This is a genomic window from Escherichia sp. MOD1-EC6842 (assembly GCF_002965705.1).
GTDB lineage: Bacteria > Pseudomonadota > Gammaproteobacteria > Enterobacterales > Enterobacteriaceae > Escherichia > Escherichia ruysiae.
Window position 1 is genome coordinate 1 of sequence record NZ_PTRF01000012.1, and the last position, 23,189, is coordinate 23,189.

The 23,189-nt window shown below is 52.5% G+C and carries 19 protein-coding genes; 11 read left to right on the plus strand and 8 right to left on the minus strand.

What is annotated here, in order from left to right:
• The 5 genes from A7Z29_RS15015 to trmL all read left to right on the plus strand — a co-directional run.
• A partial coding sequence (locus A7Z29_RS15015) for a YadA family autotransporter adhesin (RefSeq protein WP_105290417.1) occupies positions 1 to 2,682 on the plus strand: 2,682 nt, incomplete at its 5' end.
• An 887-nt stretch (positions 2,683 to 3,569) separates the two neighbouring features.
• Positions 3,570 to 5,225, plus strand: coding sequence for an L-lactate permease (gene lldP / locus A7Z29_RS15025; RefSeq protein ID WP_032226809.1), 1,656 nt, complete (start codon positions 3,570 to 3,572; stop codon positions 5,223 to 5,225).
• Complete coding sequence (gene lldR, locus A7Z29_RS15030) at positions 5,225 to 6,001, plus strand: transcriptional regulator LldR (protein ID WP_032226810.1); 777 nt, start codon at positions 5,225 to 5,227, stop codon at positions 5,999 to 6,001. The genes lldP and lldR overlap by 1 nt, the downstream gene beginning before the upstream one ends.
• Positions 5,998 to 7,188, plus strand: a complete 1,191-nt coding sequence (lldD, locus tag A7Z29_RS15035; RefSeq protein ID WP_000586957.1) for a quinone-dependent L-lactate dehydrogenase — start codon at positions 5,998 to 6,000, stop codon at positions 7,186 to 7,188. The genes lldR and lldD overlap by 4 nt, the downstream gene beginning before the upstream one ends.
• A 1,055-nt stretch (positions 7,189 to 8,243) precedes the next feature.
• Positions 8,244 to 8,717, plus strand: coding sequence for a tRNA (uridine(34)/cytosine(34)/5-carboxymethylaminomethyluridine(34)-2'-O)-methyltransferase TrmL (gene trmL / locus A7Z29_RS15040; RefSeq protein ID WP_000932360.1), 474 nt, complete (start codon positions 8,244 to 8,246; stop codon positions 8,715 to 8,717).
• A 56-nt stretch (positions 8,718 to 8,773) separates the two neighbouring features.
• On the opposite strand, the gene cysE is transcribed toward trmL, so the two are convergent.
• The 5 genes from cysE to A7Z29_RS15065 form a co-directional block, all read right to left on the minus strand.
• A complete protein-coding gene (gene cysE / locus A7Z29_RS15045; RefSeq protein WP_001277564.1) occupies positions 8,774 to 9,595 on the minus strand; it encodes a serine O-acetyltransferase in 822 nt (273 codons plus the stop codon).
• 79 nt (positions 9,596 to 9,674) lie between these two features.
• Positions 9,675 to 10,694, minus strand: coding sequence for an NAD(P)H-dependent glycerol-3-phosphate dehydrogenase (gene gpsA, locus A7Z29_RS15050; protein WP_001076187.1), 1,020 nt, complete (start codon positions 10,692 to 10,694; stop codon positions 9,675 to 9,677).
• Positions 10,694 to 11,161 carry a protein-export chaperone SecB gene (secB, locus tag A7Z29_RS15055; protein WP_000003377.1) on the minus strand — a complete coding sequence of 156 codons (468 nt, stop codon included), beginning with the start codon at positions 11,159 to 11,161 and terminating at the stop codon, positions 10,694 to 10,696. Before secB ends, gpsA begins: the two co-directional genes overlap by 1 nt.
• A gap of 62 nt (positions 11,162 to 11,223) precedes the next feature.
• Positions 11,224 to 11,475 carry a glutaredoxin 3 gene (gene grxC, locus A7Z29_RS15060; protein WP_000024392.1) on the minus strand — a complete coding sequence of 84 codons (252 nt, stop codon included), beginning with the start codon at positions 11,473 to 11,475 and terminating at the stop codon, positions 11,224 to 11,226.
• Between the two features lie 141 nt (positions 11,476 to 11,616).
• Positions 11,617 to 12,048, minus strand: coding sequence for a rhodanese-like domain-containing protein (locus A7Z29_RS15065; RefSeq protein WP_001156181.1), 432 nt, complete (start codon positions 12,046 to 12,048; stop codon positions 11,617 to 11,619).
• Positions 12,049 to 12,290: 242 nt separating this feature from the next.
• Here A7Z29_RS15065 and gpmM point away from each other — a divergent pair, with 242 nt between their 5' ends.
• The 3 genes from gpmM to A7Z29_RS15085 are packed head-to-tail and all read left to right on the plus strand — an operon-like array spanning position 12,291 to position 16,091.
• The gene (gene gpmM, locus A7Z29_RS15075; RefSeq protein ID WP_010344487.1) at positions 12,291 to 13,835 is read left to right on the plus strand and encodes a 2,3-bisphosphoglycerate-independent phosphoglycerate mutase; all 1,545 of its coding nucleotides are present in this window, start codon (positions 12,291 to 12,293) and stop codon (positions 13,833 to 13,835) included.
• A 33-nt stretch (positions 13,836 to 13,868) separates the two neighbouring features.
• Positions 13,869 to 15,128 (plus strand): murein hydrolase activator EnvC, encoded by a 1,260-nt coding sequence (gene envC / locus A7Z29_RS15080; protein ID WP_016159958.1) that lies wholly within the window; start codon positions 13,869 to 13,871, stop codon positions 15,126 to 15,128.
• Positions 15,129 to 15,131: 3 nt separating this feature from the next.
• Positions 15,132 to 16,091, plus strand: a complete 960-nt coding sequence (locus tag A7Z29_RS15085; protein ID WP_000483819.1) for a divergent polysaccharide deacetylase family protein — start codon at positions 15,132 to 15,134, stop codon at positions 16,089 to 16,091.
• Here the strand turns inward: A7Z29_RS15085 and waaH are convergent.
• The 3 genes from waaH to kbl all read right to left on the minus strand — a co-directional run bounded on the left by waaH (position 16,078) and on the right by kbl (position 19,586).
• Entirely contained in the window at positions 16,078 to 17,112 is a 1,035-nt protein-coding gene (gene waaH / locus A7Z29_RS15090; protein WP_000982070.1) for a UDP-glucuronate:LPS(HepIII) glycosyltransferase, read from the minus strand. The genes A7Z29_RS15085 and waaH overlap by 14 nt on opposite strands.
• A gap of 238 nt (positions 17,113 to 17,350) precedes the next feature.
• On the minus strand, positions 17,351 to 18,376 hold the full coding sequence (gene tdh, locus A7Z29_RS15095; RefSeq protein WP_000646026.1) for an L-threonine 3-dehydrogenase: 1,026 nt from the start codon (positions 18,374 to 18,376) through the stop codon (positions 17,351 to 17,353).
• Between the two features lie 13 nt (positions 18,377 to 18,389).
• A complete protein-coding gene (gene kbl / locus A7Z29_RS15100) occupies positions 18,390 to 19,586 on the minus strand; it encodes a glycine C-acetyltransferase (RefSeq protein ID WP_001213853.1) in 1,197 nt (398 codons plus the stop codon).
• Positions 19,587 to 19,799: 213 nt separating this feature from the next.
• On the opposite strand from kbl, the gene rfaD reads away from it, so the two are divergent.
• From rfaD to rfaC, 3 genes are read left to right on the plus strand one after another with little or no spacing between them, the layout of a single operon-like run.
• Positions 19,800 to 20,732, plus strand: coding sequence for an ADP-glyceromanno-heptose 6-epimerase (gene rfaD / locus A7Z29_RS15105; protein WP_000587764.1), 933 nt, complete (start codon positions 19,800 to 19,802; stop codon positions 20,730 to 20,732).
• A gap of 2 nt (positions 20,733 to 20,734) precedes the next feature.
• Positions 20,735 to 21,781: an ADP-heptose--LPS heptosyltransferase RfaF gene (gene rfaF / locus A7Z29_RS15110; protein ID WP_000699258.1), complete on the plus strand. Its 1,047-nt coding sequence runs from the start codon at positions 20,735 to 20,737 to the stop codon at positions 21,779 to 21,781.
• A gap of 3 nt (positions 21,782 to 21,784) precedes the next feature.
• Complete coding sequence (gene rfaC / locus A7Z29_RS15115) at positions 21,785 to 22,744, plus strand: lipopolysaccharide heptosyltransferase RfaC (RefSeq protein WP_001264627.1); 960 nt, start codon at positions 21,785 to 21,787, stop codon at positions 22,742 to 22,744.
• Positions 22,745 to 23,189: the final 445 nt, after the last annotated feature.

Consider the following 23,189-nt stretch of genomic DNA (forward strand, 5'->3'; position numbering starts at 1 on the left):
GATACAGTGACTAACCTTGGTGCCGACGCGCTGGCATGGGATGACGCCTCAGGTGCATTCACCGCCGCACACGGCACCGAAGCCACCAGCAAAATCACTAACGTTACGGCGGGTGAGCTGACGGAGACCAGTACCGATGCCGTTAACGGTTCTCAGTTAAAAACCACTAACGACAATGTGGCAACCAACACCACTAACATCGCTACTAACACCACCAACATCACCAATCTGACTGATACGGTGAACAACCTCGGTGAAGATGCGCTGAAATGGGATGACGCCGCAAGCGCATTCACCGCTGCACACGGCACCGAAACCACCAGCAAAATCACTAACGTCACCGCTGGAACAATCTCATCTACCAGCACCGATGCCGTTAACGGTGGGCAACTGTTTAGCTTAAGTGATTCACTGGCAGACTATTTTGGCGGTAACGCCTCGGTTGATGAAAACGGTGTATTTACTGGCCCGTCCTACACCATCGGTAGCAACAGCTACGATAACGTAGGTGATGCGCTGGCGGCGATTAACACCTCCTTTAGCACTTCACTGGGCGACGCTCTGCTGTGGGATGAAACGGCAAGTGCATTCAGCGCCGGCCACGGTGGCAATGCCAGCAAAATTACCAATGTCGCAAATGGTGCCGTTTCTGAAACCAGCACCGATGCCATCAATGGTGGGCAACTCTACGGTGTGAGCAACTCTGTTGTTGATGCCCTGGGCGGTGGCGCCGCAGTAAATGCTGACGGTAGCATCAGTGCGCCGACGTACTCCATTGCTGATACCGATTACAATAACGTCGGTGATGCTCTGGACGCGATCGACTCAACCCTGGATGATGCGCTGCTCTGGGACGCAACCGCCGGTGAAAATGGTGCGTTCAGCGCCAGCCGCGATGGCAAAGCCAGCGTAATCACTAATGTTGCTAATGGTGATATTTCTGAAACCAGTACTGATGCAATTAATGGTTCACAGTTGTTCGCCACCAACACGTTGATCAATCAGCAAAATGAGATCATCAACCAGATTGCCGGTAATACCAGCATAGACTACATCGAAGAGAACGGTGCGGGTCTGAACTATGCGCGTACTAATGACACCGGCTTAACCTTTATTGATGCGAGCGCATCAGGTACTGGCGCTACAGCGGTGGGTTATAACGCTGTCGCTTCCGGCGAAAGCAGTGTCGCAATTGGTCAGAATAGCAGCAGCAGCGTTGATACTGGTATCGCGCTGGGTAGCGAATCCGTCTCCAGCCGTGTGATTGTTAAAGGTTCTCGTAACACCAGCGTAACCGAAGAAGGCGTTGTGATTGGTTACGACACCACTGACGGCGAACTGCTTGGCGCATTGTCGATTGGCGATGATGGTAAGTACCGTCAGATCATCAACGTTGCCGATGGTACTGAATCCCATGACGCCGTGACTGTACGCCAGTTGCAAAACGCCATTGGTGCTGTCGCCACCACTCCGACCAAGTACTACCATGCCAACTCAACGGAAGAAGATTCACTGGCGGTAGGTACTGACTCGCTGGCGATGGGCGCGAAAACTATCGTTAATGGTAATGCGGGTATTGGTATCGGCCTGAATACTCTGGTTCTGGCAGATGCCATCAACGGTATTGCTATCGGTTCTAACGCACGCGCCAACCATGCAAACAGTATTGCAATGGGTAATGGTTCTCAGACCACTCGCGGCGCTCAGACTGGCTACACCGCCTACAACATGGACGCGCCGCAGAACTCTGTCGGTGAGTTCTCTGTCGGCAGTGAAGACGGTCAACGTCAGATCACTAATGTCGCGGCGGGTTCGGCAGATACCGATGCCGTTAACGTTGGTCAGTTGAAAGTGACGGACGCACAGGTTTCCCAGAACACCCAGAGCATTACTAACCTGAATACTCAGGTAACGAATCTGGATACCCGCGTCACCAATATCGAAAACGGTATTGGCGATATCGTAAGCACCGGTAGCACCAAGTACTTCAAGACCAACACCGATGGCGTAGATGCTAACGCGCAGGGTAAAGACAGTGTTGCGATTGGCTCTGGCTCTATTGCTGCCGCTGATAACAGCGTTGCGCTGGGTACTGGCTCTGTGGCAAACGAAGAAAATACGATCTCCGTAGGTTCTTCCACTAACCAACGCCGTATCACCAACGTTGCCGCTGGTAAAAATGCTACTGACGCGGTTAACGTTGCGCAGTTGAAGTCTTCCGAAGCAGGCGGCGTGCGCTATGACACCAAAGCTGACGGTTCTGTTGATTACAGCAATATCACTCTCGGCGGTGGTAATGGCGGAACGACTCGCATCAGCAACGTTTCCGCTGGCGTTAACAACAACGACGCGGTGAACTACGCGCAGTTGAAGCAAAGCGTGCAGGAAACTAAGCAATACACCGATCAGCGCATGGTTGAGATGGATAACAAACTGTCCAAAACCGAAAGCAAGTTGAGCGGTGGTATCGCTTCTGCAATGGCGATGACCGGTCTGCCGCAGGCTTACACGCCAGGTGCCAGCATGGCCTCCATTGGTGGCGGTACATACAACGGTGAATCGGCTGTTGCTTTAGGTGTGTCGATGGTGAGCGCCAACGGTCGTTGGGTCTACAAATTACAAGGTAGTACCAATAGCCAGGGTGAATACTCCGCCGCACTTGGTGCCGGTATTCAGTGGTAATGACCCATTAAGTTAGTGTGACTAAGGGCAATTCTCTGAGGAGGGTTGCCCTTTTTTTGTTTGAAAATTGCACAAATTGTGACTTCGGCTTTTTGACATTAGCTTGAGGCTACATGCGCGCTGATCCCCTCACCCCGACCCTCTCCCCAAAGGGGCGAGGGGGAAAACGTGCTGCATCTGATACCGTGCATAATGGTTTTCTTGCATCGCCGGGCTGATGTGGGGTCTCGTGCGCGCTGCCCCCTCACCCCGACCCTCTCCCCAAAGGGGCGAGGGGGAAAAACGTACTGCATCTGATACCGTGCATAATGGTTTTCTTGCATCTCCGGGCTGGTGTGGGGTCTCGTGCGCGCTGCCCCCCTCACCCCGACCCTCTCCCCAAAGGGGCGAGGGGAAAAACGTGCTGCATCTGATACCGTGCATAATGGTTTTCTTGCATTGCCGGGCTGATGTGGGGTCTCGTGCGCGCTGATCCCCTCACCCCGCCCCTCTCCCCAAAGGGGCGAGGGGGAAAACGTGCTGCACCTGATACCGTGCATAATGGTTTTCTTGCATTGCTGAAGGACGCGCTCCATCTAACACCGAGCACAATCAGTCCCCTCGCCCCTCCGGGGAGAGGGTTAGGGTGAGGGGCACAAGCCAGCTCCGCAGCAAATTTTTCTCCCCCACAATAATTGGCCCTACCAATTCTTCGCTTATCTGACCTCTGGTTCACAGTTCCCCAATTAAAACTCACATTAACGTTGCCAATGCATAACATTTAGTTAACCATTCATTGTCATTATCCCTACACAACAAAATTGGCAGTGCCACTTTTACACAACGTGTGACAAGGAGATGAGCAACAGACTCATTACACGATGTGCGTGGCCTCCAGGAGACCTGCAATGAATCTCTGGCAACAAAACTACGATCCCGCCGGGAATATCTGGCTTTCCAGCCTGATAGCATCGCTTCCCATCCTGTTTTTTTTCTTTGCGCTTATTAAGCTCAAACTAAAAGGCTATGTCGCCGCCACATGGACAGTCGTTATCGCTCTGACCGTCGCGCTATTGTTCTACAAAATGCCGGTCGCCAACGCGCTGGCCTCGGTCGTTTATGGATTCTTCTACGGCTTGTGGCCCATCGCGTGGATCATTATTGCGGCGGTGTTCGTCTATAAGATCTCGGTGAAAACCGGACAGTTTGACATCATCCGCTCGTCTATTCTTTCAATAACCCCTGACCAGCGCCTGCAAATGCTGATCGTCGGTTTCTGTTTCGGCGCATTTCTCGAAGGTGCCGCAGGCTTTGGCGCACCGGTAGCAATTACCGCCGCATTGCTGGTCGGGCTGGGCTTTAAACCGCTGTACGCCGCCGGGCTGTGCCTGATTGTTAACACCGCGCCGGTGGCATTTGGCGCGATGGGTATTCCGATTCTGGTTGCCGGACAGGTAACAGGCATCGACAGCTTTGAGATTGGCCAGATGGTGGGACGTCAGCTACCGTTTATGACCATTATCGTCCTGTTCTGGATCATGGCGATTATGGATGGCTGGCGCGGTATCAAAGAAACCTGGCCTGCGGTCGTGGTTGCGGGCGGCTCGTTTGCCATCGCACAGTACCTTAGCTCTAACTTTATTGGGCCGGAACTGCCGGACATTATCTCTTCGCTGGTATCGCTGCTCTGCCTGACGCTGTTCCTCAAACGTTGGCAGCCGGTGCGCGTCTTCCGCTTCGGCGATCTGGGTGCATCCCAGGTTGATATGACGCTGGCTCACACCGGTTACACCGCAGGTCAGGTGTTACGTGCCTGGACACCGTTCCTGTTCCTGACCGCCACCGTAACGCTGTGGAGTATTCCGCCGTTTAAAGCCCTGTTCGCTTCGGGTGGTGTGCTGTATGAGTGGGTGATCAACATTCCGGTGCCGTATCTCGACAAACTGGTTGCCCGTATGCCGCCAGTTGTCAGCGAAGCCACTGCCTATGCCGCCGTGTTTAAGTTTGACTGGTTCTCTGCCACCGGTACTGCCATTCTGTTTGCTGCGCTGCTCTCTATCGTCTGGCTGAAGATGAAACCCTCTGACGCCATCAGCACTTTCGGCAGCACACTGAAAGAACTGGCGCTCCCCATCTACTCCATCGGTATGGTGCTGGCTTTCGCCTTTATCTCGAACTATTCAGGGCTGTCGTCAACGCTGGCGCTGGCACTGGCGCATACCGGTCATGCATTCACCTTCTTCTCGCCGTTCCTCGGCTGGCTGGGGGTATTCCTGACCGGGTCGGATACGTCATCTAACGCCCTGTTTGCCGCGCTGCAAGCCACCGCAGCACAACAAATTGGCGTCTCTGATCTGTTGCTGGTTGCTGCCAACACCACCGGCGGCGTCACCGGCAAGATGATCTCTCCGCAGTCCATCGCCATTGCCTGTGCGGCGGTAGGCCTGGTGGGCAAAGAGTCAGATCTGTTCCGCTTTACTGTCAAACACAGCCTGATATTCACCTGTATGGTGGGCGTGATGACCACGCTTCAGGCCTACGTCTTAACGTGGATGATTCCGTAATGATGGTTATACCCAGACGCCTGTCAGACGAGGTAGCTTCCCGTGTGCGGGCGCTGATTGATGAACAAAATCTGGAACCGGGCATGAAGTTGCCCGCTGAACGCCAACTGGCGATGCAGCTCGGCGTGTCGCGCAATTCCCTGCGCGAGGCGCTGGCAAAACTGGTCAGTGAAGGTGTGCTGCTTAGTCGTCGCGGTGGCGGGACGTTTATCCGCTGGCGCCATGACGCGTGGTCGGAGCAAAACATCGTCCAGCCGCTGAAAACGCTGATGGCTGATGATCCGGATTACAGCTTCGATATTCTGGAAGCCCGCTACGCCATTGAGGCCAGCACCGCCTGGCACGCAGCAATGCGTGCCACACAAGCCGATAAAGAAAAGATTCAGCTTTGCTTTGAAGCAACGCTCAGCGAAGACCCGGATCTCGCCTCGCAAGCGGACGTTCGTTTTCACCTGGCAATTGCCGAAGCCTCACATAACATCGTGCTGCTGCAAACCATGCGCGGTTTCTTTGATGTCCTGCAATCTTCAGTGATGCAAAGTCGTCAGCGGATGTATCTGGTGCCGCCCGTTTTTTCGCAACTGACTGAACAGCATCAGGCGGTCATTAACGCCATTTTTGCCGGTGATGCCGACGGTGCGCGTAAAGCAATGATGTCGCACCTCAGCTTTGTCCACACCACCATGAAACGATTCGATGAAGATCAGGCTCGCCGTGCACGCATTACCCGCCTGCCCGGTGAGCATAATGAGCATTCGAGGGAGAAAAACGCATGATTATTTCCGCAGCCAGCGATTATCGCGCCGCAGCGCAACGCATTCTACCGCCGTTCCTGTTCCACTACATGGATGGCGGTGCATATTCTGAATACACGCTGCGCCGCAACGTGGAGGATTTGTCAGAAGTGGCGCTGCGCCAGCGTATTCTGAAAAACATGTCCGACTTAAGCCTGGAAACGACGCTGTTTAATGAGAAATTGTCGATGCCAGTGGCGCTGGCTCCGGTGGGTTTGTGCGGCATGTATGCGCGTCGCGGCGAAGTTCAGGCAGCCAAAGCGGCTGATGCGCATGGCATTCCGTTTACTCTCTCGACGGTTTCAGTTTGCCCGATTGAAGAAGTCGCTCCAGCTATCAAACGTCCGATGTGGTTCCAGCTTTATGTGCTGCGCGATCGCGGCTTTATGCGTAACGCACTGGAACGGGCAAAAGCGGCGGGCTGTTCGACACTGGTTTTCACCGTGGATATGCCGACGCCAGGCGCACGTTATCGTGACGCACACTCCGGTATGAGCGGCCCGAATGCCGCAATGCGCCGCTACTTGCAGGCGGTGACGCATCCGCAATGGGCGTGGGATGTCGGCCTGAACGGTCGTCCACATGATTTAGGTAATATTTCGGCTTACCTCGGCAAACCGACCGGACTGGAAGATTACATCGGCTGGCTGGGGAATAACTTCGATCCGTCCATCTCATGGAAAGACCTTGAGTGGATCCGCGATTTCTGGGATGGCCCGATGGTGATCAAAGGGATCCTCGACCCGGAAGATGCGCGTGATGCAGTACGTTTTGGTGCTGATGGGATTGTGGTTTCTAACCACGGTGGCCGCCAGCTGGACGGTGTACTCTCTTCCGCTCGTGCGCTGCCTGCTATCGCGGATGCGGTGAAAGGTGATATCGCCATTCTGGCAGATAGCGGGATTCGTAACGGACTTGATGTCGTGCGTATGATCGCGCTCGGTGCCGATACCGTACTGCTGGGTCGTGCGTTCCTGTATGCGCTGGCAACAGCGGGTCAGGCGGGCGTGGCGAACTTGCTGAATCTGATCGAGAAAGAGATGAAAGTGGCGATGACGCTGACTGGCGCGAAATCCATCAGTGAGATTACGGAAGATTCGCTGGTTCAGGGGCTGGGTAAAGAGTTGCCTGCGGCACTGGCTCCGATGGCGAAAGGGAATGCAGCATAGTCGTTTGCGCCCCCTCACCCTAACCCTCTCCCTCAGGGAGAGGGAACCGATCGGCGCTGTCTGTACTCCCTCAGGCTAAAAACAATTCCTCGCCCTATTTTCCTCCTGGCTTCTTTAAGGTGAGGAGAAAATACCTTACCTGCCCGACACTACATTGTCTCCCTCACCTTTTCTCCCTCGCCCCTCCGGGGAGAGGGGACCGTTCGGCGCTGTCTGTACTCCCTCAGGCTAAAAACAATTCCTCGCCCTATTTTCCTCCTGGCTTCTTTAAGGTGAGGAGAAAATACCTTACCTGCCCGACACTACATTGTCTCCCTCACCTTTTCTCCCTCGCCCCTCCGGGGAGAGGGGACCGTTCGGCGCTGTCTGTACTCCCTCAGGCTAAAAACAATTCCTCGCCCTATTTTCCTCCTGGCTTCTTTAAGGTGAGGAGAAAATACCTTACCTGCCCGACACTACATTGTCTCCCTCACCTTTTCTCCCTCGCCCCTCCGGGGAGAGGGGACCGTTCGGCGCTGTCTGTACTCCCTCAGGCTAAAAACAATTCCTCGCCCTATTTTCCTCCTGGCTTCTTTAAGGTGAGGAGAAAAGACCTTACCTGCCCGACACTACATTGTCTCCCTCACCTTTTCTCCCTCACCCCTCCGGGGAGAGGGAACCGATCGGCGCTGTCTGTACTCCCTCAGGCTGAAAACAATTCCTCGCCCTATTTTCCTCCTGGCTTCTTTAAGGTGAGGAGAAAAGACCTTACCTGCCCGACACTACATTGTCTCCCTCACCTTTTCTCCCTCACCCCTCCGGGGAGAGGGAACCGATCGGCGCTGTCTGTACTCCCTCAGGCTGAAAACAATTCCTCGCCCTATTTTCCTCCTGGCTTCTTTAAGGTGAGGAGAAAAGACCTTACCTGCCCGACACTACATTGTCTCCCTCACTCTGAAACGACACCGCACTCTTTTTTTCTCCCTCGCCCCTCCGGGGAGAGGGCCGGGGTGAGGGGAAAAGGCCGCACTAATCCCCGATTTTCTGCTATCCTGCCCCCGCACTAAGGGGGCAGTATGCTAAACATCGTACTTTACGAACCAGAAATTCCGCCAAACACTGGCAACATCATCCGTCTTTGCGCTAATACCGGCTTTCGTCTGCATATCATCGAACCGATGGGATTTGCCTGGGACGATAAGCGCCTGCGCCGCGCGGGGCTGGACTATCACGAGTTTACTGCCGTTACGCGTCATCATGACTATAGCGCGTTCCTTAGAGCAGAAAATCCCCAGCGTCTGTTTGCCCTCACCACTAAAGGCACACCCGCCCATAGCGCCGTAAGCTATCAGGATGGCGACTATCTGATGTTCGGCCCGGAAACACGCGGCCTGCCAGCAAGCATTCTTGATGTCCTGCCCGCTGAACAAAAAATTCGGATTCCGATGGTGCCGGACAGCCGCAGCATGAACCTGTCCAATGCAGTGTCGGTCGTGGTGTATGAAGCCTGGCGGCAGTTGGGATATCCGGGAGCGGTGTTGAGAGATTAGTTACGCCAGGCCGGATAAGATGCGGTTAGCATCGCATCCGGCACGAGCACAGGACGTCAGATCCCATCCCCATACTCAAACGTATGGTGAATGCCGTTGAAATGCTGATCCATATCCATTGACGGTTTATCGCTGTCTGGTTTACCGACGATACGCGCCGGAACGCCAGCAGCGGTGGTATGCGGCGGCACTGGTTGCAGCACGACAGAACCCGCGCCAATCTTCGCGCCGCGCCCAACTTCAATATTGCCGAGAATTTTCGCGCCCGCGCCAATCATCACGCCTTCACGAATTTTTGGGTGACGGTCGCCGCTGGTTTTGCCCGTACCGCCAAGGGTGACGGATTGCAGAATCGACACGTCGTTTTCAATCACCGCTGTTTCACCAACGACGATGCCTGTCGCGTGGTCGAGCATGATACCGCGACCAATTTTTGCCGCCGGGTGAATATCGACCTGAAAAGTCACCGACACCTGATTTTGCAGGAAAATAGCCAGTGCGCGACGCCCCTGATTCCACAACCAGTGACCGATGCGATACGCCTGCAAGGCATGAAAACCTTTCAGGTATAACAATGGGGTTGAGTATTTATCAACTGCCGGGTCACGGGTACGCACCGCCTGAATATCGCAGGCCGCAGAAGCGATCATTTCCGGGTCAGCGGCGTAGGCTTCTTCCACCACTTCACGGATAGCAATAGCAGGCATAATCGGCGATGACAGCTTGTTCGCCAGCATGTAGCTCAGTGCACTGCCAAGGTTTTCATGCTTGAGTAACGTTGCGTGGTAAAAACTGGCCAGCATTGGCTCACAGTCCGCCAGCGTTCTGGCTTCCGCTTTAATATTGTTCCAGACAATTTCCAGTTCTTCACACGACATTGCTTACTCCACACGATGAGATAATGACCGGCTCGTTCTGCGCGAGCCGGGTCATAGCGGTAACAAAGGTTCCCTGGGTTTAGTGGCTGCTTCGCTCGTCCTTGCGTGCACGACCTAATAAAGTCAATGCTGCCTCGCGCGCGTTTTTTCCGCAATATAATACTTGATAAATTTCCTCGGTTATTGGCATTTCAACGCCGAAGCGGTGCGCCAGTTCGCGGACTTCTTTCGTATTGCGGTAGCCTTCCACCACCTGACCAATCTTCTCTTGCGCGCTTTGTACATCCATGCCCTGACCGAGCATCATGCCAAAACGGCGGTTCCGCGACTGGTTGTCGGTGCAGGTAAGCACCAGATCGCCCAGACCGGCCATGCCCATAAAGGTGGCAGGATCGGCGCCCAGCGCCGTGCCCAGACGCGACATTTCAGCCAGACCACGGGTGATCAGCGCCGTTCGCGCATTCGCCCCGAAACCGATACCGTCGGACATGCCGGCACCGATCGCAATGACGTTTTTCACCGCGCCGCCAAGCTGCACGCCAATGAAATCCGGGTTGCTGTAAACGCGGAAACTTTTGCCGCAGTGCAGCAGTTGCTGGAGGTCATCAGCAAAGGTTTGATCGGTAGAGGCCAGCGAAATGGCCGTTGGTAAACCCGCCGCCAGTTCTTTCGCAAAAGTCGGGCCAGAGATAACCGCCAGTGGAATTTGATCGCCTAACGCCTCGCGCGCTACGTCCTGTAACAGACGCCCTGTTTCCGCTTCCAGTCCTTTTGTCGCCCACACCAGACGCGCATCAGGGCGCAGCAGCGGTTTAATCTGGCGCAGCACTTCACCAAAGACATGGCTGGGTACGACGACGAGAATATTGCGGCTGGCTGCCAGTGCGGTGGCGAGATCGCTTTCAAGGTGAAGCGTATCGGGAAAAGGCACATCGGGGAGAAACGCGGCGTTACAGCGGTCGCGTTCAAGCGTCGCGATATGTTCAGGGTCATGGCCCCAGAGGACAACCTCGTGGCCATTTCTTGCCAGGGTGATGGCAAGAGCGGTGCCGTACGAGCCGGCACCGATCACAGTCATTGAAGCATTACGTTGGTTCATCAGGCATCCTGATGTTCTTCAGTACCTTCGCCAGCCTGCTGCTGCAAATAGTTCATGAACAGCGCATCGAAGTTAACCGGCGCAAGGTTCAGTTGCGGGAACGTACCGCGAGATACCATGCTGGTGATGCATTCACGAGCATACGGGAACAGAATGTTCGGGCAGTATGCGCCCAGGCAATGTGCCATCTGGGTGCCTTCGATACCCGCGATGGAGAAAATACCGCCCTGCTGAACTTCGCACAGGAACGCGGTTTCTTCGCCCAGGGATGCCGTTACGGTAACACGCAGTACCACTTCGTAAACGTCATCTGCCAGTTGAGAAGATGCCGTATCCAGATCAAGTTTAACTTCTGGCTGCCAATCTTTCTGGAAAACGTGCGGCGCGTTCGGCGCTTCGAAAGAAATATCCTTGGTATAAATACGCTGGATCTGGAAGGTCATTTCGGTGTTGTTTTGTTCTGACATGTGTAGAAAACCCTTAAGTGTTGTCCTTAAATACTGCGCAGTGTAATGCCAACGTTAATACGTTATTTCAGCAGGGGATCCAGTCCACCACGTGCATCCAATGCATACAAGTCGTCACAGCCGCCAATGTGCTGTGCGTCAATAAAAATTTGCGGAACCGTGGTGCGACCACTGCGTTTGATCATCTCTTCACGCTTAGCGGCGTTGCCATCAATCGGTAGCTCCTGGAAACTTACGCCCTTGCTGCTCAGCAGTGCTTTTGCACGATGGCAATACGGGCAGGTTTCTTTGGTATAGATTTCAACATTGGCCATAACTTAGCTCCTGTTTTTTTACCCTGAAATTTCATATTGCAGGGCGGCTGCAAAATGGAGTGTCCCCAGAAGCTTATATCAATAAGTCGCTGGGGGTCTAATTGCAGCTAACGGCCTGCTGCATGAAAGATGGCGGGTAAATTATTTGCCGCGCACCAGAGGCAAGTTTTCGCCAGCCCAGCCAGCGACGCCTTCTTTCAGCACGAATACTTGCGCAAAACCCGCTTTCGTCAGCGCGTTTGCAGGCTCCTGGCACTGCATACCAGAACCGTCTACCACGATAACCGGTTTGTCTTTGTGCTTCTCAAGTTCACCAACATTGTTGGCTTTGATTTCGCTCGGCAACAAATTGATAGAACCTGCGATATGGCCTTTACGGAAGTCATCACGCTGGCGTAAATCCACAACCACTGCGTCTTCTTTGTTGATCAGACGCGTAGCTTCACCACGAGTAATTACCTTCACTTTTGAGGTCAAGCTCTTAAACGTAGTAACAAGAACCGCCACCAGTAACGCGATCCAGGCGATACTCAGTATGGGATGACGGCCAACAAATTGCATAATTTCTTGCATGGGGGGTAATAACTCCCGACGTAGTGATTAAAAACCAGGGAAGGAGTATACCTGCGCGTTGCGGCAAATACAGCCAGCGCGTGCACCGGAATGCAATTTTGCGGCACGCTACGAAAAAAAATCGCAAATCTGGCATCGGCTTGCCGCGAGCGGTCGTATATTTTGATCTTCAGAGGCTATTTTATCGATTCAGCTGTAGTAAAATTACGCAAATTTTGACTCTTGAGTATGAGGTTGTCGCAATGTCGGTTTCTAAAAAACCTATGGTACTGGTGATTCTGGATGGCTATGGCTATCGTGAAGAACAACAGGATAACGCCATTTTTAGTGCTAAAACCCCGGTAATGGATGCACTGTGGGCCAATCGTCCGCATACCCTGATCGACGCTTCCGGTCTGGAAGTCGGTCTGCCTGACCGTCAGATGGGTAACTCCGAAGTAGGCCACGTTAACCTGGGTGCCGGCCGCATCGTGTATCAGGACCTGACTCGTCTGGACGTTGAAATCAAAGATCGCGCTTTCTTCGCTAACCCGGTGCTGACTGGTGCGGTAGATAAAGCGAAAAATGCGGGCAAAGCGGTACACATTATGGGTCTGCTCTCCGCAGGCGGCGTACACAGCCACGAAGATCACATCATGGCGATGGTAGAGCTGGCGGCTGAACGTGGCGCAGAGAAAATCTACCTGCACGCATTCCTTGACGGTCGCGACACCCCGCCGCGCAGTGCTGAATCCTCACTGAAAAAATTCGAAGAGAAATTTGCCGCGCTGGGTAAAGGCCGCGTAGCGTCCATCATTGGTCGTTACTACGCGATGGATCGCGATAACCGTTGGGATCGCGTTGAAAAAGCTTATGACCTGCTGACTCTGGCGCAAGGTGAGTTCCAGGCTGATACCGCCGTTGCTGGTTTGCAGGCCGCTTATGCTCGCGACGAAAACGACGAGTTTGTGAAAGCGACCGTTATCCGTGCTGAAGGCCAGCCAGATGCAGCGATGGAAGACGGCGATGCGCTGATTTTCATGAACTTCCGCGCTGACCGCGCACGTGAAATCACTCGTGCATTCGTGAACGCTGATTTCGACGGCTTCGCGCGTAAGAAAGTGGTTAACATCGATTTCGTGATGCTGACCGAATACGCCGCTGACATCAAAACTGCCGTTGCTTACCCACCAGCCTCTCTGGTTAACACCTTCGGCGAGTGGATGGCGAAAAACGATAAAACTCAGCTGCGTATTTCCGAAACCGAAAAATATGCCCACGTCACTTTCTTCTTCAACGGTGGCGTAGAAGAGTCGTTCAAAGGCGAAGATCGCATTCTGATCAACTCGCCGAAAGTGGCTACCTACGATCTGCAGCCGGAAATGAGCTCCGCAGAGCTGACCGAAAAACTGGTTGCTGCCATCAAGAGCGGCAAATACGACACCATTATCTGTAACTATCCGAACGGCGACATGGTAGGTCACACCGGGGTGATGGAAGCAGCAGTTAAAGCAGTTGAAGCACTGGATCACTGCGTGGCAGAAGTGACCAAAGCTGTTGAGTCTGTGGGTGGACAACTGCTGATCACCGCTGACCACGGTAACGCTGAACAGATGCGCGATCCGGCTACGGGTCAGGCTCACACGGCGCATACCAACCTGCCAGTTCCGCTGATTTATGTTGGCGATAAGAACGTGAAAGCGGTTGAAGGCGGCAAACTTTCTGACATCGCGCCGACCATGCTCTCTTTAATGGGTATGGAAATCCCGCAAGAGATGACTGGTAAGCCGCTGTTCATCGTGGAATAATCCCTCCCCATGAGGGGAAAGGCGATTAATACCATGACACGGGCCACGAAACCGCGCAGGTTTGCAGTCAGGCCCATCATTTACGCCAGCGTTCTTTGCGCTGGCGTATTGTTGTGCACTTTTTCTGCCCACGCGGATGACCGCGACCAACTCAAGTCTATTCAGGCTGATATCGCTGCCAAAGAGCGTGCGGTACGCCAACAACAGCAACAACGCTCAAGCCTGCTGGCACAATTGAAAAAGCAGGAAGAGGCGATCTCCGAAGCCACTCGTAAACTGCGCGAAACGCAAAATACGCTCAATCAACTGAATAAACAGATTGATGAGATGAACGCCTCGATTGCCAAACTGGAACAGCAAAAAGCGGCTCAGGAACGCAGTCTCGCCGCGCAACTGGACGCCGCATTTCGCCAGGGTGAGCATACGGGTATACAGCTGATTCTCAGCGGTGAAGAAAGCCAGCGCGGTCAGCGTTTACAGGCTTATTTCGGCTATCTCAACCAGGCGCGACAAGAAACCATCGCCGAACTGAAGCAAACACGTGCAGAAGTCGCCATGCAGCGCGCCGAACTGGAAGAGAAACAGAGCGAGCAACAAACGCTGTTATACGAACAACGCGCCCAGCAGGCGAAGCTGACCCAGGCGCTGAACGAGCGTAAGAAGACGCTGGCAGGGCTGGAATCTTCCATTCAACAAGGTCAGCAGCAGCTAAGTGAACTGCGCGCTAACGAATCTCGTCTGCGCAATAGCATTGCTCGTGCAGAAGCGGCAGCGAAAGCGCGTGCTGAACGAGAAGCGCGTGAGGCTCAGGCTGTTCGCGACAGGCAAAAAGAAGCGACGCGCAAAGGCACCACCTACAAACCGACTGAAAGCGAAAAATCGCTGATGTCCCGAACCGGTGGTCTGGGTGCGCCGCGTGGTCAGGCATTCTGGCCGGTTCGCGGGCCGACGCTGCATCGCTATGGCGAGCAGCTACAGGGTGAATTACGCTGGAAAGGAATGGTTATCGGTGCCTCAGAAGGTACTGAAGTTAAAGCGATTGCCGACGGTCGGGTGATTCTGGCTGACTGGCTGCAAGGCTACGGTCTGGTGGTGGTGGTTGAGCACGGTAAAGGCGACATGAGCCTTTATGGCTATAATCAGAGCGCACTGGTGAGCGTTGGTTCGCAGGTTCGCGCGGGTCAGCCAATTGCACTGGTGGGCAGCAGTGGCGGTCAGGGTCGGCCCTCACTCTATTTCGAAATTCGCCGCCAGGGTCAGGCGGTCAATCCACAACCGTGGTTGGGAAGATAAGTTTTGTTTCCATTTCGTCGTAACGTTCTTGCATTTGCCGCTCTGTTGGCTCTCTCCTCCCCTGTATTTGCTGGCAAACTTGCCATCGTCATTGATGATTTTGGTTATCGCCCGCACAACGAAAACCAGGTGCTGGCGATGCCCTCCGCTATCTCTGTCGCCGTGTTACCTGACTCGCCACACGCCAGAGAGATGGCAACCAAAGCGCATAACAGCGGTCACGAAGTATTGATTCATCTACCGATGGCACCGTTGAGTAAGCAGCCGCTGGAGAAAAATACGCTGCGCCCGGAGATGAGCAGCGACGAGATTGAGCGCATTATTCGCAGTGCGGTCAATAACGTGCCCTATGCCGTGGGGATCAACAACCACATGGGCAGCAAGATGACCTCTAACCTTTTTGGTATGCAGAAAGTGATGCAGGCGCTGGCGCGTTACAATCTTTATTTCCTCGACAGTGTGACTATCGGTAATACCCAGGCGATGCGCGCCGCACAAGGTACTGGCGTAAAAGTCATCAAACGGAAAGTGTTTCTCGATGATTCCCAGAACGAAGCGGACATCCGTATGCAGTTCAATCGCGCAATTGACCTGGCGCGTCGCAACGGTTCAACCATCGCCATTGGTCATCCTCACCCTTCAACAGTTCGCGTATTGCAACAGATGGTTTATAACCTGCCGCCAGACATTACGCTGGTGAAAGCCAGCAGCTTGCTGAATGAACCGCAGGTCGATACGTCTACACCGCCGAAGAACACTGTGCCCGACGCACCGCGTAATCCGTTCCGTGGAGTGAAGCTGTGTAAACCGAAGAAACCGCTGGAACCGGTTTATGCTAATCGCTTCTTTGAAGTATTAAGCGAAAGCATCAGCCAGAGCACGCTGATCGTTTACTTCCAGCATCAGTGGCAGGGCTGGGGCAAACAGCCCGAAGCGGCGAAGTTTAACGCTAGCGCAAATTAAAGGCGCTGCGCGTAATGCGATGGTGCGACCGTGTTTTGTCGCGCCATTGCCATAAGCGGAAAGACCACAGTAATGCCTGATAACCCACCTTTACGCTGCGGACATTAGTAATCAGACGCTTATACATGCCGGAAGTAAATATCTCGGCAATCATCCGCTGGCGGGTAATAATATCCGGTTCTTTGCGCACCGCATGGCAAACGCGCAATGCTTCGTAAGTTATTTGTTGATGAAATTCCGGATAAATCATAATTTTGTCGGCATAATTTCTATTTAATTTCTCCAGCAGGCGGGTAATTTTAATATAGTGCCGTTGATAATTAAGATTTTTATTTCCTTGTCGATTCAACCGACTCACTGACGTATTATGCAGATAATATTTATATAACGATTGTTCGGTATATCGCGCACGCAGCGCGTTAAACATAAATTCTGTTGTCCAGACAATATCCTGATGATGCAATCCAGCAATAAATTTAATGTTATTTTTTACAATAACATCTCGGCGATAAACACCCATCCAGACAACGTGAGTCCAGCGGCGAGAAGAAAGTCCCATCCGCAGCCAGTCCGGGCCGGTTAATACGCCGGTTGAGCGAAGGCGATCGGTGGGGATGGATTGCCAGGTTTCCCCCGTTTCACGAAAACACCAGTCAGCATTGCACTGCGCCACATCGAGATCGTCCTCTAACGCCATTGTCATCAGCGTTTCGTACATGGTGGGATAGACTTCATCATCTGCATCGACAAAAGCAACATATTTGCCCGTCGCTGCCTCGATCCCGCGATTACGCGCCACCGATGCGCCAGCATTCGCCTGATGCAACAAACGAACGTGAGGAAAGTTTTCTGCGTAATGCTTTGCTATTTCAACAGAATTATCCGTTGAACCATCGTTAATAATAATGATTTCCAGAGCAGTCCAGGTTTGCGCAATTAAAGATTCCATACAAGTGCGGAAATCATCGCCCGCATTATATAACGGGATAATAACACTAAGTTTATTGGTGCTGTTCATCATAAATTACCGACGGCCTCTGAAGTTACCCTAACGTTGTACAGACTTTGTATTAAGAAACCATTAAGCCTGTGAGATATTATTTTTACAGGTGAGAGAGTCACTTCAGGCTAGAGAGATAATGAGAACAGCTATATAAGAGATCAGCGCAATTACGATATTTTTATTACACTGACAGGATTTTACATATTTAACAGATTATCCTCAGATAAAAGGGCTGGAATACCAGCCCTTATTCGTGTTAATCCCAGCTCAGGATAACTTTCCCGGACTGGCCTGAACGCATAGCGTCGAAGCCCTTCTGGAAATCATCGATGGAGAAACGATGGGTAATGATTGGCGAGAGATCGAGGCCAGACTGAATCAGCGCCGCCATCTTGTACCAGGTTTCAAACATCTCACGACCGTAAATGCCTTTAATGAACAAGCCTTTAAAGATCACTTTTGTCCAGTCGATCGACATGTCAGAAGGTGGAATACCTAGCATCGCAATACGGCCACCGTGGTTCATGGTGTCGAGCATGGTACGAAACGCTGGCGGCGCACCGGACATTTCCAGACCGACATCAAAACCTTCGGTCATGCCTAGCTCCGCCATCACGTCATTGAGATTTTCTTTCGCGACGTTAACTGCACGCGTAATACCCATTTTGCGCGCCAGTTCGAGACGATATTCATTAACGTCGGTGATAACCACATTACGCGCGCCGACATGTTTCGCCACCGCCGCCGCCATAATACCAATCGGGCCTGCACCAGAAACCAGAACATCTTCGCCCACTAAATCAAACGACAGTGCCGTGTGTACAGCATTTCCGAACGGATCGAAAATTGCGGCTAAGTCGTCGGAGATATTGTCGGGGATTTTGAAGGCGTTGAACGCCGGAATCACCAGATATTCGGCGAAGCAGCCCGGACGGTTAACGCCGACGCCGATCGTGTTGCGGCACAGATGGGTACGACCACCACGGCAGTTACGGCAATGACCGCAGGTGATATGACCTTCGCCAGACACGCGATCGCCAATCTGGAAGCCTTTCACTTCCTGACCAATGCCCACCACTTCACCAACATACTCATGGCCCACGACCATCGGCACCGGGATGGTTTTTTGCGACCACTCATCCCAGTTATAGATGTGAACGTCAGTCCCGCAGATGGCTGTTTTACGGATTTTAATCAGCAGATCGTTATGCCCGAGTTCCGGTACAGGAACGTCAGTCATCCAGATGCCCTCTTCCGCTTTCAGTTTGGATAACGCTTTCATCTCACATCCTCACTCAGGCAATTACGCCCAGTTGTTTACCAATACGCGTGAACGCTTCTACCGCACGCGTAATTTGCTCAGGAGTATGCGCCGCAGACATCTGGGTACGAATACGCGCCTGACCTTTCGGTACGACCGGATAGAAGAACCCGGTGACGTAAATACCCTCTTTTTGCAGCTCGCGGGCAAATTTCTGCGCCACTACTGCATCACCAAGCATGACCGGAATAATGGCGTGATCGGCACCCGCCAGGGTAAAGCCCGCCGCCGACATTTGCTCACGGAACTGACGCGCGTTAGCCCACAGGCGGTCACGCAGTTCGCTGCCCGCTTCGACCATCTCCAGCACTTTAATGGAAGCGGCGACAATCGCTGGTGCCAGCGAGTTGGAGAACAGGTACGGACGAGAACGCTGGCGCAGCCACTCAACCACTTCTTTGCGCGCAGCAGTGTAACCACCAGAAGCACCGCCTAAGGCTTTACCCAACGTGCCGGTGATAATATCGACACGCCCCATCACATCGCAGTATTCATGGGAACCACGACCGTTTTCACCGACAAAACCAACCGCATGGGAGTCATCCACCATCACCAGCGCATCGTAAATATCTGCCAAATCGCAAACGCCTTTCAGGTTGGCAATCACGCCGTCCATCGAGAACACGCCGTCGGTGGCAATCAGCACATGTCGCGCTCCGGCTTCACGCGCTTCTTTTAAACGCGCTTCCAGCTCCTGCATATTGTTGTTGGCATAGCGATAACGTTTGGCTTTGCACAGACGCACACCATCAATAATAGACGCGTGGTTCAGTGCGTCGGAGATAATGGCGTCTTCCGCGCCCAGCAGCGTTTCAAACAGGCCGCCGTTGGCATCAAAACAGGAAGAGTAGAGAATCGCATCTTCCATACCCAGGAATGCCGCCAGTTTCTGCTCAAGCTCTTTATGGCTATCCTGAGTGCCGCAGATAAAACGTACTGAAGCCATGCCGAAACCATGAGAATCCATTCCCGCTTTTGCCGCCGCAATCAGCTCTGGATGGTTCGCCAGCCCAAGATAGTTGTTGGCACAAAAGTTGATGACGTGGCTTCCATCAGCCACAGTGATGTCTGCTTGCTGCGCAGACGTGATAATGCGCTCTTCTTTAAACAACCCTTCCGCCCGTGCGGTTTCCAGGTCGTTGGTTAACTGCTGATAAAATTCTCCACGCATTGCGATTCTCCAGACAGGGCAAATTCCAGCACATATTACCCAAACTTATAGGTCGCGACGAGATGACGCGTTAACACTTCTGCAAAATTTAGAATAAATAACGCCCATTACTCTCACTTTCGGCGAATGGCTGAAGCCAACGTCGTGTAGTGATATGATAGAAGTATTCGTGTCTGAGATTGTCTCTGACTCCATAATTCGAAGGTTACAGTTATGATCATCGTTACCGGCGGCGCGGGCTTTATCGGCAGCAACATCGTTAAGGCCCTGAATGATAAAGGCATCACCGATATTCTGGTGGTGGACAACCTGAAAGACGGCACCAAGTTTGTGAACCTGGTGGATCTGAATATCGCGGACTATATGGATAAGGAAGACTTCCTGATCCAGATTATGGCTGGCGAAGAGTTCGGCGATGTCGAAGCGATTTTCCACGAAGGCGCGTGCTCATCCACCACCGAGTGGGATGGCAAGTATATGATGGATAACAACTATCAATACTCCAAAGAGCTGCTGCACTACTGCCTGGAGCGCGAAATTCCGTTCCTGTATGCATCTTCCGCAGCGACCTATGGCGGACGCACCTCCGACTTTATTGAATCCCGCGAATACGAAAAACCACTTAACGTCTACGGTTACTCAAAATTCCTGTTTGATGAATATGTTCGTCAGATTCTGCCAGAAGCGAACTCGCAGATTGTTGGCTTCCGTTATTTCAACGTTTATGGGCCGCGTGAAGGTCATAAAGGCAGCATGGCGAGCGTCGCTTTCCATCTCAACACTCAACTTAACAACGGTGAATCACCGAAGCTGTTCGAAGGTAGCGAGAACTTCAAACGCGACTTCGTCTACGTGGGCGACGTGGCAGATGTGAATCTGTGGTTCCTGGAAAATGGCGTTTCCGGCATCTTCAACCTCGGCACTGGTCGTGCTGAATCCTTCCAGGCAGTAGCAGATGCAACACTGGCTTATCACAAGAAGGGTCAGATCGAATACATTCCGTTCCCGGATAAACTGAAAGGCCGCTATCAAGCGTTTACTCAGGCGGATCTGACTAATCTGCGCGCGGCGGGTTACGACAAACCGTTCAAAACCGTTGCTGAAGGTGTAACGGAATATATGGCCTGGCTGAATCGCGACGCGTAACTATGAAGATTTTGGTGATAGGCCCGTCTTGGGTTGGCGACATGATGATGTCGCAAAGTCTCTATCGCACGCTCCAGGCGCGCTATCCCCAGGCGATAATCGACGTGATGGCACCGGCATGGTGCCGTCCGTTATTATCGCGGATGCCGGAAGTTAACGAAGCTATCCCTATGCCTCTCGGTCACGGTTCGCTGGAAATCGGCGAACGCCGCAAGCTGGGACATAGCCTGCGCGATAAACGTTACGACCGCGCCTACGTCTTACCCAACTCCTTTAAATCCGCATTAGTGCCTTTCTTCGCGGGAATTCCTCATCGCACCGGCTGGCGTGGTGAAATGCGCTACGGTTTGCTCAACGATGTGCGCGTGCTTGATAAAGAAGACTGGCCGCTAATGGTGGAACGCTATGTCGCGCTGGCCTATGACAAAGGCGTAATGCGTACCGCACAAGATCTACCAAAACCGTTGTTATGGCCGCAATTGCAGGTGAGCGAAGGTGAAAAATCGTATACCTGTAACCAATTTTCCCTCTCATCAGAACGTCCGATGATTGGCTTTTGCCCAGGAGCGGAGTTTGGCCCAGCAAAACGCTGGCCGCACTACCACTACGCAGAGCTGGCAAAGCAGCTAATTGATGAAGGTTATCAGGTGGTTCTGTTTGGTTCGGCGAAAGATCATGAGGCGGGCAATGAGATACTCGCCGCACTGAATACTGAGCAGCAGGCATGGTGTCGTAATCTGGCGGGAGAAACGCAGCTTGATCAAGCCGTTATTCTGATTGCGGCCTGTAAAGCCATTGTCACCAACGATTCTGGTCTGATGCACGTCGCAGCGGCACTGAATCGTCCGCTGGTCGCACTGTATGGGCCAAGCAGCCCGGACTTTACGCCGCCGCTTTCTCATAAAGCGCGAGTCATTCGTCTGATTACTGGCTACCACAAAGTGCGTAAAGGCGATGCCGCAGAAGGGTATCACCAGAGTCTGATCGACATTACTCCCCAGCGCGTACTGGAAGAACTCAACGCACTGTTGTTACAAGAGGAAGCCTGACGGATGCGGGTTCTTATCGTCAAAACATCGTCGATGGGCGATGTCCTCCATACGCTGCCCGCGCTAACCGATGCGCAGCAGGCAATCCCTGGAATAACGTTTGATTGGGTGGTGGAAGAAGGTTTTGCGCAGATCCCTTCCTGGCACGCCGCCGTTGAACGGGTTATTCCGGTAGCGATACGCCGCTGGCGTAAAGCGTGGTTTTCTGCCCCTATTAAAGCGGAGCGGAAAGCGTTTCGTGAAACGCTACAGGCAGAAAACTATGATGCGATTATTGATGCGCAAGGGCTGGTAAAAAGCGCAGCACTGGTGACGCGTCTGGCGCATGGCATTAAGCATGGAATGGACTGGCAAACCGCTCGCGAACCACTGGCAAGCCTGTTTTACAATCGCAAACATCATATTGCCAAACAGCAGCACGCCGTAGAGCGCACCCGTGAGCTGTTCGCCAAAAGCCTGGGTTACAGCAAACCACAGACTCAGGGCGACTATGCCATTGCGCAGCATTTCCTGGCTAACCCGCCGGCGGATGCAGGCGAATACGCCGTATTTCTTCATGCGACGACCCGTGATGATAAACACTGGCCGGAAGAACACTGGCGAGAATTAATTGGCTTACTGGCAGGTTCAGGGATTCGCATTAAACTTCCCTGGGGCGCACCACATGAAGAAGCGCGAGCGAAAAGGCTGGCGGAAGGATTTGATTATGTCGACGTATTGCCGAAGATGAGTCTGGAAGGTGTTGCCAGCGTGCTGGCTGGGGCGAAATTCGTGGTTTCGGTGGATACGGGATTAAGCCATTTAACTGCGGCTCTGGATAAACCTAATATCACTGTATATGGACCGACCGATCCGGGATTAATTGGCGGGTATGGGAAGAATCAGGTGGTTTGTAGGGCGCCGGGGAAAAGTTTAATTAATCTCAACGGTCAAGCAGTTTTGGAAAAATTATCATCATTATAAAGGTAAAACATGCCAACCTTCATTAAACTCCAATCATGGAAACCTTACGCTCTAAAATCATCTATAATTTTAGAGATTATGACTTATGTTTTATGTTTTTTCTTATTAATTATCGCTCTCGTCAATAATACTCTTAGTATAAAATTATTTAACGTTACAGCTATGGTAGGTTTATTGGCCCTCATTCTTAGAGGTAAACAACTAAGTATCAACCGAAACGTCCTTATTCTCCCATTATCTATATTTATTATAGGATTAGTTGATTTAGTTTGGTATTCATTATTTAAATTCGATAATTCACTTTTTCGAGCAACTTATCATAATTATTTAAACACAGCTAAAATATTTCTATTTGGTACGATTTTAGTTTTCTTAGCTCTGAATACTAGAATAAAACTAAAAAAAGACAGTGTATTATATATTTTTTATACTTTATCATTTATTA